This window comes from Fictibacillus nanhaiensis (assembly GCF_036213205.1).
GTDB classification, from domain to species: Bacteria; Bacillota; Bacilli; order Bacillales; family Fictibacillaceae; genus Fictibacillus; species Fictibacillus nanhaiensis_E.
This window is the reverse complement of the sequence record NZ_JARMFC010000020.1, coordinates 56,589-72,235: the sequence shown is the minus strand read 5'-3', so window position 1 is coordinate 72,235 and position 15,647 is coordinate 56,589. Positions and strand designations below refer to the sequence as shown.

15 protein-coding genes are annotated in these 15,647 nt (G+C 40.7%); 5 read left to right on the top strand and 10 right to left on the bottom strand.

Going from position 1 to position 15,647, the window contains the following annotated elements:
• Positions 1-69 precede the first annotated feature (69 nt).
• Together P4V41_RS17510 and P4V41_RS17505 are read right to left on the bottom strand one after the other, a co-directional pair.
• Entirely contained in the window at positions 70-753 is a 684-nt protein-coding gene (locus P4V41_RS17510; RefSeq protein ID WP_328086468.1) for a response regulator, read from the bottom strand.
• Positions 746-2,344, bottom strand: coding sequence for a sensor histidine kinase (locus tag P4V41_RS17505; protein WP_328086467.1), 1,599 nt, complete (start codon positions 2,342-2,344; stop codon positions 746-748). Before P4V41_RS17505 ends, P4V41_RS17510 begins: the two co-directional genes overlap by 8 nt.
• Positions 2,345-2,439: 95 nt before the next feature.
• Here P4V41_RS17505 and P4V41_RS17500 point away from each other — a divergent pair, with 95 nt between their 5' ends.
• Positions 2,440-3,501, top strand: coding sequence for a DctP family TRAP transporter solute-binding subunit (locus tag P4V41_RS17500; RefSeq protein WP_328086599.1), 1,062 nt, complete (start codon positions 2,440-2,442; stop codon positions 3,499-3,501).
• A 33-nt stretch (positions 3,502-3,534) separates the two neighbouring features.
• Here P4V41_RS17500 and P4V41_RS17495 read toward each other — a convergent pair whose 3' ends face one another.
• Both P4V41_RS17495 and P4V41_RS17490 read right to left on the bottom strand, forming a co-directional pair.
• Positions 3,535-3,717, bottom strand: a complete 183-nt coding sequence (locus tag P4V41_RS17495; protein ID WP_328086465.1) for a cysteine-rich CWC family protein — start codon at positions 3,715-3,717, stop codon at positions 3,535-3,537.
• Complete coding sequence (locus tag P4V41_RS17490; RefSeq protein ID WP_328086464.1) at positions 3,710-4,054, bottom strand: helix-turn-helix domain-containing protein; 345 nt, start codon at positions 4,052-4,054, stop codon at positions 3,710-3,712. The genes P4V41_RS17495 and P4V41_RS17490 overlap by 8 nt, the downstream gene beginning before the upstream one ends.
• A gap of 116 nt (positions 4,055-4,170) precedes the next feature.
• Here P4V41_RS17490 and P4V41_RS17485 point away from each other — a divergent pair, with 116 nt between their 5' ends.
• Complete coding sequence (locus P4V41_RS17485) at positions 4,171-4,713, top strand: GNAT family N-acetyltransferase (RefSeq protein WP_328086462.1); 543 nt, start codon at positions 4,171-4,173, stop codon at positions 4,711-4,713.
• 211 nt (positions 4,714-4,924) lie between these two features.
• The gene (locus P4V41_RS17480) at positions 4,925-6,103 is read left to right on the top strand and encodes an endonuclease (protein WP_328086461.1); all 1,179 of its coding nucleotides are present in this window, start codon (positions 4,925-4,927) and stop codon (positions 6,101-6,103) included.
• Between the two features lie 336 nt (positions 6,104-6,439).
• On the opposite strand, the gene mraY is transcribed toward P4V41_RS17480, so the two are convergent.
• Positions 6,440-7,390: a phospho-N-acetylmuramoyl-pentapeptide-transferase gene (gene mraY, locus P4V41_RS17475; RefSeq protein ID WP_328086460.1), complete on the bottom strand. Its 951-nt coding sequence runs from the start codon at positions 7,388-7,390 to the stop codon at positions 6,440-6,442.
• Between the two features lie 201 nt (positions 7,391-7,591).
• On the opposite strand from mraY, the gene P4V41_RS17470 reads away from it, so the two are divergent.
• Complete coding sequence (locus P4V41_RS17470) at positions 7,592-9,259, top strand: serine hydrolase domain-containing protein (RefSeq protein ID WP_328086458.1); 1,668 nt, start codon at positions 7,592-7,594, stop codon at positions 9,257-9,259.
• Positions 9,260-9,308: 49 nt separating this feature from the next.
• On the opposite strand, the gene P4V41_RS17465 is transcribed toward P4V41_RS17470, so the two are convergent.
• The 5 genes from P4V41_RS17465 to P4V41_RS17445 form a co-directional block, all read right to left on the bottom strand.
• A complete protein-coding gene (locus tag P4V41_RS17465) occupies positions 9,309-10,004 on the bottom strand; it encodes a DUF3600 domain-containing protein (RefSeq protein ID WP_328086457.1) in 696 nt (231 codons plus the stop codon).
• Entirely contained in the window at positions 10,004-10,579 is a 576-nt protein-coding gene (locus P4V41_RS17460; RefSeq protein WP_328086456.1) for a sigma-70 family RNA polymerase sigma factor, read from the bottom strand. Before P4V41_RS17460 ends, P4V41_RS17465 begins: the two co-directional genes overlap by 1 nt.
• 148 nt (positions 10,580-10,727) lie before the next feature.
• Positions 10,728-11,159, bottom strand: coding sequence for an NUDIX hydrolase (locus P4V41_RS17455; RefSeq protein ID WP_328086455.1), 432 nt, complete (start codon positions 11,157-11,159; stop codon positions 10,728-10,730).
• Positions 11,156-11,947, bottom strand: a complete 792-nt coding sequence (gene fdhD / locus P4V41_RS17450; protein ID WP_328086454.1) for a formate dehydrogenase accessory sulfurtransferase FdhD — start codon at positions 11,945-11,947, stop codon at positions 11,156-11,158. Before fdhD ends, P4V41_RS17455 begins: the two co-directional genes overlap by 4 nt.
• A gap of 18 nt (positions 11,948-11,965) precedes the next feature.
• Positions 11,966-12,310 (bottom strand): DUF2294 domain-containing protein, encoded by a 345-nt coding sequence (locus P4V41_RS17445; protein ID WP_137790251.1) that lies wholly within the window; start codon positions 12,308-12,310, stop codon positions 11,966-11,968.
• A 387-nt stretch (positions 12,311-12,697) separates the two neighbouring features.
• Here P4V41_RS17445 and fdhF point away from each other — a divergent pair, with 387 nt between their 5' ends.
• The gene (gene fdhF / locus P4V41_RS17440; RefSeq protein ID WP_328086453.1) at positions 12,698-15,634 is read left to right on the top strand and encodes a formate dehydrogenase subunit alpha; all 2,937 of its coding nucleotides are present in this window, start codon (positions 12,698-12,700) and stop codon (positions 15,632-15,634) included.
• Positions 15,635-15,647 lie beyond the last annotated feature (13 nt).

The window sequence follows — 15,647 nt, the reverse complement described above, 5'->3', positions numbered from 1 at the left end:
GATAACGCTTTCAGTATTTTGTTAGAATATTAAGAACTTATTGGACGTTTTGGTCTTTTTGGTCTCTAACTATTTTTTCAAGAGGTATCGGTTTACAGGGCGTCCAACCGTACCGTACTGAATGTCCATTTGAATGGTGCCGCTCTTTACTAAATAATCGAGATACCTTCGAGCTGTCACTCGTGCGATGCCTATACCTTCCGCAACCTCTTCTGCTGACTTTGCTTCTGTCTGCTCTTTTATAAATCTAGCGATCTGTTTCAGCGTCAGTTCGTTCAACCCTTTAGGAAGCTCCAGCGTAACAGGAACGTCGCGTACTTCAGAAAAGAAGAGAGTATCCAGATCTTTTTGTGTTGCCGTTCCGGATGGTGCCATTGTAGAGTAATAGGTTTTGTACTTGTTTAATGCTTTTTCAATACGCTCAAAATTAAACGGTTTGATAATATAATCAAACGCACCGTTCTGCATCATGAAACGAATGGTCTCTAAGTCATTTGCAGCAGTTATTATCATAACGTCTACCTGAATTTTATTCGCTCGAATCTGTTGAAGGGTCTCTACACCATCCTGCTCTGGCATGTAGATATCAAGAACAACGAGGTCTGGCTTATATTTTTTTATCAGTTTCAGCCCTTCTGTTCCGTTCGATGCCGTTTCAATTACCTTAAATCTCTTTACTCTTTCTATAAACGCTTTGTTTATTTCTAGAACCATCGGATCATCTTCAATCAACAGAACCTTTATCTCACTCATCAGCTTCACCTCTATCGCTCATTGGAAATACAATCACAAAGCTTGTTCCCTGCTTTTCGTTTGATGTTACTTCTATCTCTCCATTACCTTTTTCTACGATTTGATGAATCAGGTACAATCCAATTCCTGACCCATTGTTTCCTTTTGTCGTATATCCTCTTTCAAACATGTGCTGCAAAACCTCCTGATTCATTCCGCGACCGTTGTCCTCAACCAAGATGGCACATATCTCAGAATCCTGCGCGATGGAAACATCAATCCTGCCATCACGTATCCCTTTTAGAGCGTCAAACGCGTTCTCTATCAAATTACCAATGATCGTAACAAAATCATGCTGATCGAGCTGATCTGGAAAGGTTTTAAGTGAGCTTTCATTATCTATGACCACTTTTATTCCGAGCTCTTTTCCACGTCCTACTTTACTTAACAGTAGACCCGCAAGACTCTCGTTTTTAATCTTTTGATTTAAAAATCGAGTAAGGGATCCTTTTTCTTCTGATACTTGAAATACATACTGCATCGCTTTTTTCATATCACCTAACTGCAAAAGCCCTGCAATCGTATGAAGCTTGTTCATGTGTTCATGGTTCTGAACACGCAACGCTTCCACAAACGCCTTTACACCTGTCAGTTCTTCTGCGATCTTAGCAACCTCTGTTCTATCTTGAAAAATTGCAACAGCTCCAACAATTTTGTCCTTCACTTTAATCGGCACGCGGTTACTCATGATAACCTTTCCACTTACACGAATCTCTTGATTATAAACAGGACGACTTAGTTCTATAATTTCTGGCAACCGAGTATCCGGAATCACATTACGAATCTGCCTTCCTACGACATTTCCACTCACAGAGAATATACTCTTAGCTTTATCATTAAAGATCGTGATGAGTTCCTCTTTATCAATGGCGATTACACCTTCATGCATAGAGTGAAACGTTGCTGTTCTTTCTTCGAACATACGAACGATCTCGTGTGGTTCCAAATAGAACATCTGCTGTTTAAGATGACGAGCTAGCAGATAGGAGCCGATCACACCGAAAGAGAGAACTAATAATAGAATGAGAGTCATCTCATCTGTCAGATCATGAAACACTTCATAATATCCTGGAATTACATGACCGACCACAACAACCCCGATCTGCTCCAACTCATCATTTTTGATAGGAACAAACGCCCTTACGGCTGTCCCCATCTCTCCCTTAGCTTTTGAAATAAACGTGTGGTCAGCAAACGCTGCACCTTCATCACTCCCTCTAGACACGGTACCAATCATGTCTTTAACAGGATGGGAATATCGAATATGATTCATGTCCATGACTACGACATAATCGGCTTCATTTATGACACGAATCTTTTCAACGACTGGCTCTATCTCGCCCCAGCCCTTATTTATCTGAATGTATTTCTTCACTTCAGGAAGTTGCGCTACCGTGCGCGAAGTAATCATTGCCCGCTTACCGAGCTCTTCTTCCTGAATATCGAGGATTTTACCCATAATGACGACACCGCCGATAAGGATGGCACAGAATACGATTCCAAACGTAAGAATCATTATTTTTGTTCGAATGGGTAATCGTTTCATCGTCATTTACTAGCATCCTCCTCTTCATTGTCCCTATTGTATCATTCCAACTTCAATATGTTAGACTATTTAAAAAAGTAACGGATTTGGGGTAAATTATGATGAAATCGTTCATTGGGATCGCGCTGATGCTAATGGCAGGTTTAGCCGTATCAATCTGGATTGGTTTTCATACAAAAATGTCAGAAGGAACACTTCCCTTTGACGACGATCAAAAAGGAATTAAGGATCAGGTCGTCATCAAGTTCAGTCACGTGGTGGCAGAGAATACTCCTAAGGGGCTTGCTGCGCAGCGTTTTGCAAATCAGGTAAATGAGAAATCAGATGGCCAAATTAAAATCGAAGTGATTCCAAACGGTGGTCTCTATTCCGATCAGGAAGAACTCGAAGCTCTGCAGCGCGGTGATGTTCAGATGATCGCGCCAGCTACTACAAAGCTAAGATCTTTTTCACCAAAATGGCAGGTTCTTGATCTTCCCTATGCCATGCCTACTTCTGAAAGCATTATAAAGGCGTTAAACGGAGACATTGGGAACACATTGCTTCAGTCACTAGAAGAGAAAAAAATGAAAGGTCTTACGTTGTGGATTAATGGATTCAAACAGATTACAACAAACGACGGGCCTGTCGTTCACCCCGATGATTTAAAAGGACAAAACCTGCGAATCATGCCTAGTACAGTGCTCGAGAATCAATTTAATCAAGTCGGAGCTAAAGCAGTTGGATTGGATTTTAACGATACGTACCGATTATTGGAATCTGGAGAACTGAACGGTGAGGAGAACACGATCTCTAACATCTATTCTAAGAAATTCTTTGATGTACAGAGTCACCTTACTATAAGCAATCATGGATTTTTAGGGTATGCCGTAATAATGAATGAGGAGTTTTGGAACAATCTTACGAAGAAGCAGCAGAGAATCATAACTGAAGCTTTGGACGAAACTACTCGCTGGAACCAGAATCAATCTTTCTCAATGAACGAAGAACAGCTTGCTTTAATTGAGAAAAACTCTTCAATCGATATTCATTACCTTACAGAGGATGAAAAAAGAGAGTGGGCGAAGCGTTGGGAGACTGTGTACAGAGAGTTCAAGAGTGAGATTGGAGAAGATTTGCTTTCCAAGATTATTGAGTTAAGAGATTCCTATAAAGACTTTTAAACGGTGAAAAATTCAGGTGCTGATCACTCATTTTCAGCACCCCTTTTCATTCCAATTATCCACACAGGTCTCGCAAATACACGTTTCACGTTCTGATGCAGCACGTTCAAGGAGTTGGGTTGGGATCTGAACACTCATACACCAACACGTTTCAGGGTTCTTTCCGTTTGAAATCGCACATGCATTATCGCCATTACATAACGGACACTTAGACATGATTCTTCACATTTATCTGCATCTCTTTTCCCCATTCTGCCAAAGACTTCAGTGATGGAATTAAAGCTTCTCCTGCCTCCGTTAAAGAATACTCCACTCTAGGCGGTATCTCCATGAATTGCGTTCGCACCACCAGACCTTGTTTTTCCATCTCTTTTAAAGACTGAGATAAAACCATGTTAGTAATTCCATCAACCTGTCGTTTCAGTTCGTTATATCGTATCCTCTTATTTTTCCACAATGCCCATATGATTGGCAGTCTCCATTTACTCCCAATTAGCGTAAGAGCAAATGTTAACGGACAATCTTCCTTTCTCTTATACCCTTCATTACTCATGTTGTGTCTCCTTTAATCAGTTTTTACTGACTTAGTAAGAAATTACTGCATACTTGTTTTCCTTTTTCTATGTAATAAAATTATAGCGTAATGATTAACGTATGGGAGTGATTAAAATGGAATTAAAATACGAGATTATTCCTGATCATGATGTCGAGGTTTGCCGAGAACTCTGTAACGAGCTCATGAAATATCAAAAATCAAAAGCCATCATAAGTCCTGAATTATTTGACACTATGAACTTTGAAACGCGCTTGGTTCCATCCATACATAAAGCGATGCATAACTACATCGTTGTAGTCAAAGATAAAAATGAGCCTGTAGGATACGTTTATGCAAACATTTCTCCGAAAGAAGTGTATCGCAATGATTTTGCCACCTTTTTTGATATGAATTCCGTTCAGAGAGAAGCGGTCGGTTGCCTTTCTCAATTTTATATTAAGGATGAGTACAGACAATATGGAGTAGGTTCTAAACTATTTAACATGTCTATGGACTGGCTCTCTCATTTTGATGAAGTGGATGATTACTTTATTTACGTTTCCAATGGGAATGATGACGCATTATCCTTCTATCAACGTAAAGGCTTCACAGTCAGTCATGAAATATTAGAAGGTTTCATTTCTGTTCTTCACAGTAAGAAAGTAAGAAGAAATTAACTTTTTTTCATTTATTGGGTCCATTTACCTGTTTTTAATGCCTTTCTAGTTCCTCCCTTTGTAGCTAGTTTTCTCGTTTTACAAATCTGTAAAATGAAATTAATAAAAGTATTGTAGAATAAATCCTGTTTCACCAACATTTTGAAATATGTGAAACAACTAGAAATACTAGCTACAAGGGGTAAAAACTAAATGGATGGAGGCGTTGATGATGAAAAGGCATGAAAACAAAAAGTTTCTTTCGCTTTTCTCAGTAGTAATTGCGTTAGTGGTCAGCACGTTAGCATTTATTCCAGCTCTTCAAGCGGCAGGCGATGGATCGTGGTCTAGTCCTTATTCAGTTTCTCAAAGTATCTCGAATCAGAACAATTCTGCAAAGACTGTTCAAGGTTATGTAGTAGGACAACCTACCGCAACCACAACCGTAGTAACAAGCAATTATCCAAATGATTATGCACTTGCTTTAGCAGACAGTCCCACTGAAACAAACACGGCTAATATGGTGTATGTTCAGATTCCAACTTCTTACCGATCACAGTTTGGACTGAAAACTAACCCTACTTTAAAAGGTCAATCCATTAAAGTAACAGGCAGTCTAGCGGCTTACTTCTCTCATGCTGGCCTAAAAGATCCAACGGCTATGGAGAAAGCATCTGGTTCAACACCAACAGACCCGCCAACAGACCCTACAGACCCACCAACTTTTGATGAATCGTATTATGATCCTGCTCAAGGGAAAACTGGAGCAGCATTAAAAACAGCTCTTCACAATATTATCGATGATCACACTGAACTCTCTTATGATGCCGTATGGAACGCACTTAAAGTAACTGATCAAGATCCAAACAACAGCAACAATGTCATCCTTTTATACACAGGGCGTTCGCAGAGCAAAACAACAAACGGTGGCAACGTAAACGATTGGAACCGAGAGCACGTTTGGGCAAAATCACATGGTGATTTTGGAACGGCGATGGGTCCAGGAACGGATATCCATCACTTGCGTCCAACTGATGTGAGTGTAAACAGCTCTCGTGGAAACCTTGATTTTGATAATGGCGGCTCTCAGCATTCTGAGGCACTTGGCAACTATTACGACAGTGACTCATGGGAACCACGCGATGCAGTAAAAGGCGATGTTGCCCGCATGTTGTTCTACATGGCCGTTCGTTATGAAGGTGACAGCGGTGAACCACAACTAGAATTGAACAACAATGTCAATAACGGAACGGCTCCGTATCACGGTAAGATGTCTGTGTTGCTTCAGTGGCACTTAGAGGATCCGGTTGATAACTGGGAACGCAACCGTAACAACATTATTTACGAAGATTATCAGCATAACCGCAACCCATTCATCGATCACCCAGAATGGGCTGAGGAAATTTGGTAGAATTACGTTTTGAAGAAGCTCACTTCGGTGGGCTTTTTTCATTGTTAAGGAAGTTAGATGGTTGGGATTTAGGGTATCTAACTGCTTATTTTTATCTAATAATGTCGACTCGCCGATATATGTTCAAAACTCGCCGGATTATTGTTAAAACTTGCCGGAATAGCTCCAAAATTTCCAAGATTAATAGGAATTTTTATAGAATTAGTGGTGATACCCCGCCTCGTATAAGCGATAAGCCGCATTATTTCTACCACATCTACATAATGGTTGAAAATCCTCTCCAAAAACACACAACAGCTAAAAAAGAGAATGACACACCAAGTTGTGTCACTCTCTTTACATCAATACCTCGTAATACACTAAACAGATTGCACATGCTGCCCAAGAAACCATCGCAAAAACGGTTACGATTATATTTTCCGACCAACCATATTTGATTCCGTAGTGATAATGAATGGGCGTGAATCGAAAAAGCTTCTTTTTTGTTCGTTTAAAATAAGCGACTTGAATAATGACAGAAAGCTGTTCTGCAAGATAGATAATGAACAGAACAGGAATTAAGATTTCAACGTTTTCAATGATGGCAAGAAACGATAAACTACCTCCAATAGCGAGTGATCCCGTGTCCCCCATAAACGCTTTTGCTGGATACAAGTTATAGATTAAAAATCCTAGAATCGTAGCGATCATCACTAAGCAAAAGACTTTTACTTCCGTATATTCACTGATTACAAAGAAAAAGAAATATGTAGGAATTGCAACCATGCCTAGAAGTCCATCCATACCATCAGTAAAATTAATCGCATTCGCCGTCCCGACAATAAACAGAGTGACTAGGATCAGGTAAATGAAGTAAGGAAGAACAATGTTCAATGATTCTGTCACACGAATGCTAGTATCAATGTCGAAAAGATCAATGCCTACATATAAGAGTAAAATAGTGAACGCAAACTGAAATTTTAGTTTTGTCTTTCCTGAGACCCCGGCAGGATCTTGTTTTGAAGCTTTCCAAAAATCATCTAGAAACCCGATAAAACTAAACAGTATAAACGTTCCCACTAGAAAGAGCATGATGGGACTTGTCGAGAAATAAAGTGCTACGAAAATCCCTACAAAAAACACACTTCCTAACATTAAGGGTGTTCCCTTCTTTTCTTGATGATCTGCAGGAAGTTCCACTCTAATAGGCTGTGTGAGTTTTAGTTTTTTTAACGTGAATATGATTAGAGGCGCTAGTGAAACGGTTAACAAAAACGTGATAAATGCAGGTGTTAGCTGTAACAACACGATTGTGGTCTCCTCTCTTCTTTATCCACTTTAATTATTCGAGAAAAGATGAAAAGTTCCTTTAAATTGTAGGGGGTCTGACCAGACCCCCTACAATTTAAATAGGACAAAGTGCTGTGGGACTTCCGAGTGATAGACACCTTTTCTCCTGATTGCTACTGTAAGTAAGTGTAAGAATATTCAGAATAAGGAGAATGACTTATGAGCGGAAAACGTGTTTTAGTTTGTACCATGCTAAGTACAGCCCTGTTATTATCCAGTTTTACTCCTTCCATTTTTGCAGATGGCTCCTCCTCCCAACAAAATAATCGCACACATCACGGTGACTGGAATCATCCCTCTAAACCATCATCTGTTCTACATCCGGGAACACCTGAAAGTGCCTCACTAAAAAGAGAACCGCTCGAGCAAATCGGTCCGTTTATTGAAAGTGAGATTGAAAAACGAACCATGCCAGGCGCTGTCGTTCTTATCGCTAGAAGTGGCAGCATCGCAAAGCATGATGCTTACGGCTATTCCGCGCGATACATAGACGATCAGTTCACAGAAATGGCCCAGCCTGTTGAGATGAGAAAAGACACGATTTTTGATATTGCCTCAATCTCTAAACTCTTCACAACAACGGCAGCAATGAAGCTTTATGAACAAGAAAAGTTCAATCTAGATGATCCTGTCGGAAAATATATTCCAGAGTTTAATGAAAACGGAAAAGAGAACGTAACGATTCGGCAGATCATGACGCATACTTCAGGTTTCACAGCATGGATTCCTCTATACAGCATGGGTGCGAATCGCGAGGAACGGTTGCAGATTGCTTTAAAATACGGCTTAAAGAATGAGCCTGGGACAACGTATACATACAGCGACCTAAATCTAATTACACTTGGTGTTTTAGTTGAAAGATTGTCAGGTCAACGTCTCGATGACTATGTAAAAAAGAACATCACTGAACCTCTAGGAATGAAAGATACGATGTACAACCCTTCTCCAGATCTTCGTAACCGAATCGCAGCAACAGAATATCAGCCAGCAATCGGACGCGGCATGGTTTGGGGCAGTGTGCATGATGAGAACGCGTGGAGTTTAGATGGCGTTGCAGGTCATGCGGGTGTCTTTTCTACCGCTAAAGACCTCGCCATTTTTGGACATATGATCTTACAGAATGGTAAGTACGGTAAAACACAGATTCTAAACCCAGAAACGGTTAGCTTATTAACAGAAAATCAGCTCCCACAGTTTCCAACCAACTCTCACGGACTAGGCTGGGAATTAAATCAAGGTTGGTACATGGATGCTCTCAGCAATGAAGAAACACTAGGACACACGGGATATACCGGTACATCTATGGTTGTTTCACCAAAGAATAAAACGATTGTACTAACCTTAACAAATCGGGTTCATCCATCTCGTGCGACAGTCTCGATGAATCCGATTCGACGCAAGGTCGCACAGCTTACAGCCGATGCAATCTCGGTTCCTCTTCATCATAGAGATAAAGCTTGGTTTTCAGGATATGGTGATAACCTGAAAAAAGGATTAACATTTGAAGTCGGAAAAAATCAGGATATTCTTAATTTTAACCATTGGTTCAGTATTGAAGACGGAAGTGACAAAGGTCTCGTTCAAGTTTCAAGCGACAATGAAACGTGGACAACGTTACCAAACACCTATACCGGAAAAGAAGAAACATGGGACCGCGAAAAGGTAAAGCTCCCTGAAGGAACAAAGTTTGTTCGCTTCCTCTATGAAACCGATGCATCTGTAAACGGTAGAGGATGGTATGTAGATGATGTATACGGAAGAGATCAGCGAGGAAAGAAGAAACGATTAGCCGTCGTTCAAAACGATTGGATCGAGCGTGGTTGGTAAAAAAAGAAAGCAGTTCCACAATTATTGGCGGAACTGCTTTTTTCTAATTTTACTGTCTTTGTTCTTCTTGTAACTGGTATACACTATGTATAAATTTCTGTGTAAGTTTAAATTGTTCTCGATATTCGTCAGGTAAATTATCAATGACTACAGGGCCTTTAGTCGTATCTATTTCTGCCTTTGCTAGAATGGTTTCGTACGTCATGAGCGCATCAATAAATAATTTGTATTCATGGGATGAAAGCAATTCCTTGCTCGAAACATCACCGTTCAATTTATCAAAATAAGGTTGAAGTACAAAAGAATTTGCTCTCATCTTTTCTTTTTTTTCTTTAGGCATCAGGTCATAATTAATGTTACCAAATTGATCACCATACTTTAGTTTTGCATCTGTCAGTACACTTAATGATCCTCGAAACTTCTCATACTCTTCCTTACCCATTTCTCCTTTTACTTCTGATAGCTTTGCATCAAAAGTCATGTAACCCTCTAACGTGGCTGAAGCCACATGTTTTTTTACGTTAGCAAAAGAACCGTATAGACCGTCTGCTAACAACGATTGATACGCAAATGCACTCGTTGGAACGATAAACAATGCAATAAGGAAAGCAGCTGCATATCTTTTCATGCCCCAATTTCTTTTTTGTGTAAACTGACACATAACCTTACTCTTCAACTCAGGTGGTGGACAAACATTCCTAGCCTCTTCATTCAGTGCCGTTTTTAACTGGTTTACATGTGCCATTAAACATTCTCCACCTTTCTTAAAAAAATGTTTCCTAACTCTTCTTGTTTACGCAGCTTTTTGAGTGCTGTATGGACTCTAGACTTAACTGTTCCAACTGGAATTTTTAAAATAGACGCTACCTCTTCTTGAGAATGCTCATTAAGATAGCGTAATATAATGACTTGTCTCAATTTATACGGAAGTTGTTCTACTAGTTGAACGAGTTGTTTATTAAAAAGGCCATCAACAACTTGCGGAGAAAAATCATCTTCAACCTCAGAAGGCTGCTGATACATTTTTTGGTAGTTTCTAAAACTAATCCATCGCTTTCTTCTATAAGCAGAAATTTGTTTGATCGCAATCCCTTTCAACCATGGTCGAAATGGTTTATCTTTGTTGAAGCGATGTAAATTTCTTAGTACTTCTACATAAATTTCTTGAACGACATCATCAACATCTGATTTATCGTCTAGTAAAAAATGAACCGTTTGATACACATCATTCACTGTATTTTCATATAGTTCTCCATAAGCATGCTTATTTCCAGATCGTGTACGTCGTATAAGTTCTTCAAACTCTGTTTTTGTATCCACTCTCACCTCTCCTTTACCTTTCACTATCTATTGGTAAGAACATTCCATTTCGTTCATTTTTTCTCAAAATAAAAAGTAGTTCTGCAATATGTCAGAACTACTTTGACAGTTATTCTTTGATTATTATGTTTATAAAAGAGGTGTCACACTAGGATTTCTTAAGTAGATCTCGTAAATCCTTAGGAAAAAGAAGCATACGATTTTCTAAAATATCATCTAAGTCTATCCATTTCGCAATCGTCTTTTGCTGTCCCTCTGTTACAATAAAATCTTTTGCCAGATATAAATCTGAATCTACGAATTCCACTAAGTAAATCTGTGAAATCTCATGCCCCATCTTTTTATCGACAACAAAAATATTTTCTACACATGCCAGGTAACGCTTCACCTTAATGGCTGCGCCTAACTCTTCGTAAAATTCACGAACAATCGTTTGCTCTGATTTCTCTCCAAATTCTATCGTACCACCAATAGGTCTGTAATAAGTCCCCGTTCCTTCCGAATGGTTCCCTTCCCGTTCTTCTAACAAAATCCGGACATTATTTAAAAGAATACCAAGTGTATTAACTCTTAGACTCATACAACAATCCGCTCAGGGCGTGTATACACATTCATAGAATCTCCTCTTACAAAACCAACCGTCGTAATTCCGAGCTCTTCTGCTGATTGCAGTGCAAATTCTGTTGGAGCTGATTTAGAGAGGACAATTTCACAGCCTATCTTCGCTACTTTTAACAAGATCTCAGAAGAAATCCGACCACTGAACACGAGAATCTTATCTCCTATGAAAATATTATTCTTTAAGCAATATCCATAAATTTTATCGAGGGCATTGTGACGTCCTATGTCCATCCGGCTCAGCACAATTCCGTTCACGTCACAAAGTGCTGCGTTATGCACACCGCCTGTCTCTTGAAAAACACCTGCTCCGTTCTGCATCTCTTGCATCAAACGGAAGCAGTCTTCAGGCGTAACTTGCACCCTGACTTCATTCATAGATTTCGCTGTTCGTGCATCATTTGCAAAAACAAAGCCTTGCCTGCTCATGCCACAGCATGAAGTTATGTATCTTTTATTCTGCAAATTTTGATAGACCGGGTTCAAGCGATCTGTCGTCACGTGTACAAAGCTTCCGTCCTCTTGCACCCATAGGTCTTTAATATCTTTATAGTTTCGGATAATTCCTTCCGAAGCGAGATAGCCTACGACCATATCCTCAATGTACTCTGGACTGCATACCATCGTTACAAATTCTTCCCCATTGATCTTAATCGTTACAGGAAGTTCGGTCACAATGGTGTCTTCTACGTTCACAGGAAGACCGCTCTTAATCTGCAGAATACTACGCTTGGTCACAATAGGTTTCATAAGACAATCACCCCTTCGCTATGCGATCGGTTTATCAAAAACAAAGACAGACACAGCCATGTCTTCATCCACTTTAAAATCTGAGAACAGATGAACAAATTTTGCACCGGTCACATCTTCTAATCCATCTGGTGGTGCTGTTGCGTAAACGTCCTGAATCAGGCGAGTTCTCGCAGCATGCACCATCTCCTTGCCTTCAGCCGTTCGGGCAATGAATTTTTCAGTTGGTGTTAAATTTCCATACATGGTTGAGATCGCCATGTTTTCTACAAAGACCGTATGTATTTTCTCAGGTCCTTTTCCTAATAAGTTCTTACGAAGTTTACGAATAATATCATTAAAGTCATGTACTTTCTTCGTCATTCGAACATCACCACAATTTCTCCATTTTTTTCTAATCATACATGATGTACTTACTTTTCGCACGTGATTAAAATGAAATGCTAGCATTCAAGTCTGGTTGTTTCTTGACAATGTAAACGTTATAATAAAAGAGAAAAGTTGGTAGAAAAAATCGTTCACACTGTTTTTCCTTCCATCTTGTTAAATTACATAATGATCTATCTTTTAATTAGAATAAAAGAGATCCAATGCTGGATTGGCCAAATGGTATGACCTGCTATTACACTATTCCACCATGAACACACATTTTCTGTACGTCTATAGAATTTGTGCTTTCGTGGTGGATTTTTTTGTACAATCAGTAAGTTTTATGATGATTAGAAGTATTAAACGAAAGGAAGAATTCAAATGGATAAGTTGATTCAAATCTCAATCGACGGAAACAAATACGAAGCTCCTTCTGGCAAATCTATTCTCGATCTATTAAATAAAAACGAACTATCTCACCCCCAAATTTGTTACACCCCAGAAGTTGATCCGATAGAAACTTGTGATACATGTATCGTAGAGGTTGACGGCAAGCTGATGCGTTCGTGCTCAACGATGGCACTCGACGGTATGAGGATCGAGCGTTCTTCTACGAGAGCAAAGGATGCGCAGAACGAGGCGATGGATCGTTTACTCGAGAACCATCTTCTTTATTGCACGGTTTGTGATAACAATAACGGCAACTGTAAACTGCATAACACAGCAGAACTGATGGAGATCGAACACCAAGCGGTTCCCTACTCGCCTAAAGAAGAACCTGTGGATATTGACATGTCTCACCCCTTTTACCGATATGATGCCAACCAATGTATCACGTGCGGTCAGTGTGTGGAGGTATGCCAAAATTTACAGGTGAATGAGACACTTTCGATCGATTGGGAACGCGAACGCCCGCGGGTGATTTGGGATGCAGGTTCAAGTATCGACGATTCCTCATGTGTCAGCTGCGGACAATGTGTTACCGTCTGTCCTTGTAACGCTCTTATGGAAAAATCAATGCTTGGCGAAGCGGGCTTTATGACAGGATTGAAAGAAGAGCTACTTGAGCCGATGGTCGAGCTTGTTAAAGAAGTTGAGCCTGGCTATAGCGGAATCTTCGCGATTTCTGAAGTGGAAGCCGCAATGCGTGAAACACGTACGAAAAAGACAAAAACGGTTTGTACGTTCTGCGGTGTTGGCTGTTCGTTCGAAGTATGGACAAAAGGCAGAAAAATTTTAAAAGTCGAACCAAGTGAAGGTCCTGTAAACGCGATCTCCACGTGTGTTAAAGGAAAATTCGGCTGGGATTTTGTGAATAGCGAAGAACGCCTCACTACTCCACTCATTCGAAAAGACGGCGTTTTTGTAGAATCCACTTGGGACGAAGCACTTACAGTAATAGCTGATAAAATGAGCGCGATAAAAGAAAAACACGGCAGCAACGCGCTTGGCTTTGTGTCATCTTCTAAAATCACAAATGAAGAAAACTATTTAATGCAAAAATTCGCGCGTCAGATCATCGGCACGAACAACGTTGACAACTGCTCTCGTTATTGTCAGTCTCCTGCAACAGATGGATTGTTCCGCACGGTTGGAATGGGTGGTGATGCTGGTACGATTCAAGACATCGCAGAAGCGGGTCTCGTGATCGTCGTTGGAGCGAATCCGACAGAAGGGCATCCGGTTCTTGCGACTCGTGTAAAGCGTGCACACAAATTGCATGGACAAAAATTAATCGTAGCGGACCTTCGTAAACATGAACTTGCTGAACGCTCAGATATTTTCATGAGTCCGAAACAAGGCACTGACCAAGTATGGCTCATGGCCGTTACGAAGTACATGATCGATCAAGGCTGGCACGATCAGACATTTATTGATGAGAACGTGCATTATTTTGAAGATTTTAAAGAAGTACTTGAAAAATATACATTAGAATATGCCGAGGAACATACAGGGCTCTCACGAGAAACGATTATTGATGTGGCGAAAATGATCCGTGACGCGGACGGCACATGCATCCTTTGGGGGATGGGTGTAACACAAAATACTGGTGGAAGTGACACTTCAGCTGCCATCTCAAACTTGCTATTAGCAACTGGTAACTATCGTCGTCCTGGTGCTGGCGCTTACCCGCTACGAGGTCACAACAACGTTCAAGGCGCTTGTGATATGGGGACTCTACCAGCTTGGCTGCCAGGATATCAGCATATTACCGATGACGTTGCTCGTGCAAAATTTGAAAAAGCGTATGGCGTAACAATCGACAGCAAACCTGGTAAAGACAACATCCAGATGGTCGAAGGCATCGGAACGGGCGAGATTAAATCGATGTATTTAGTCGGCGAAGACATGGCGCTCGTTGATTCAAACTCCAACCATGTTCATGAGATGCTCAGTCAGCTTGAATTCTTTGTTGTCCAAGATATTTTCTTAACAAAAACCGCACAATACGCAGATGTCGTTCTGCCTGCAGCTCCTTCTCTTGAAAAAGAAGGAACATTTACGAATACGGAACGTCGTGTGCAGCGTTTGTATCAAGCTCTACCTACAACAGGAGGATCTCGTCCTGACTGGGAAATCATCCAAGCGATCGCCATTCGAATGGGTGCAGATTGGAACTACAGTCATCCAGGTGAAATCTTTGAAGAGATGGCGGGTCTTGCTCCTCTATTTGGAGAAGCAAACTATGATGTGCTAGAAGGCTGGGGCAGTTTCCTTTGGGGAGACTTTAGCGGTAAAAGCACACCGCTTCTCTACACAAAAGGCTTCAACTTCCCTGACAAAAAAGCACGCTTTGCACTATCAGACTGGATGCATCCCGCAGAGTTTCCAGAAGAGTTCGATCTTCATATCAACAACGGGCGCATGCTCGAACATTTTCATGAAGGCAATCTGACGAATAAATCAAAAGGCATCCAGCATAAGGTTCCTGATGTTTTCGTTGAAGTATCACCTAGTCTTGCTGAAGAACGTGGTGTGATCGATGGCTCAGTCGTTCGGTTAATCTCGCCGTTTGGAGCCGTGAAGTTGAATGCACTCGTTACAGATCGTGTAAAAAACAACGAGCTGTATCTTCCGATGAACTCTGTGAACAACGAGACGGCGATCAACTTTTTAACCGGTCCAGCTGTTGATCATCGTACACATACCCCAGCTTACAAACAGACGAAAGTACGAATGGAGATCATTAGTCGTGAAGGAGAAGTGAAGCTTCCTGGCAACAATCCAAGAAATAAAAAACGCTATCCGCAAAACGGTGTTGAAGTACAGCGTAAATGGAACCGTCCGGGCTATGTTCACTTGACGGATGAAGTCTAAGGAGGCGGAATTA

Excerpts from the sequence above, each read along its gene's own strand:
- P4V41_RS17510 (WP_328086468.1), bottom strand. The coding sequence starts at position 753 with ATGAGTGAGATAAAGGTTCTGTTGATTGAAGATGATCCGATGGTTCTA.
- P4V41_RS17505 (WP_328086467.1), bottom strand. The coding sequence starts at position 2,344 with ATGACGATGAAACGATTACCCATTCGAACAAAAATAATGATTCTTACG.
- P4V41_RS17500 (WP_328086599.1), top strand. The coding sequence starts at position 2,440 with ATGAAATCGTTCATTGGGATCGCGCTGATGCTAATGGCAGGTTTAGCC.
- P4V41_RS17495 (WP_328086465.1), bottom strand. The coding sequence starts at position 3,717 with ATGTCTAAGTGTCCGTTATGTAATGGCGATAATGCATGTGCGATTTCA.
- P4V41_RS17490 (WP_328086464.1), bottom strand. The coding sequence starts at position 4,054 with ATGAGTAATGAAGGGTATAAGAGAAAGGAAGATTGTCCGTTAACATTT.
- P4V41_RS17485 (WP_328086462.1), top strand. The coding sequence starts at position 4,171 with ATGGAATTAAAATACGAGATTATTCCTGATCATGATGTCGAGGTTTGC.
- P4V41_RS17480 (WP_328086461.1), top strand. The coding sequence starts at position 4,925 with ATGAAAAGGCATGAAAACAAAAAGTTTCTTTCGCTTTTCTCAGTAGTA.
- P4V41_RS17470 (WP_328086458.1), top strand. The coding sequence starts at position 7,592 with ATGAGCGGAAAACGTGTTTTAGTTTGTACCATGCTAAGTACAGCCCTG.
- P4V41_RS17465 (WP_328086457.1), bottom strand. The coding sequence starts at position 10,004 with ATGGCACATGTAAACCAGTTAAAAACGGCACTGAATGAAGAGGCTAGG.
- P4V41_RS17455 (WP_328086455.1), bottom strand. The coding sequence starts at position 11,159 with ATGAGTCTAAGAGTTAATACACTTGGTATTCTTTTAAATAATGTCCGG.
- fdhD (WP_328086454.1), bottom strand. The coding sequence starts at position 11,947 with ATGAAACCTATTGTGACCAAGCGTAGTATTCTGCAGATTAAGAGCGGT.
- P4V41_RS17445 (WP_137790251.1), bottom strand. The coding sequence starts at position 12,310 with ATGACGAAGAAAGTACATGACTTTAATGATATTATTCGTAAACTTCGT.
- fdhF (WP_328086453.1), top strand. The coding sequence starts at position 12,698 with ATGGATAAGTTGATTCAAATCTCAATCGACGGAAACAAATACGAAGCT.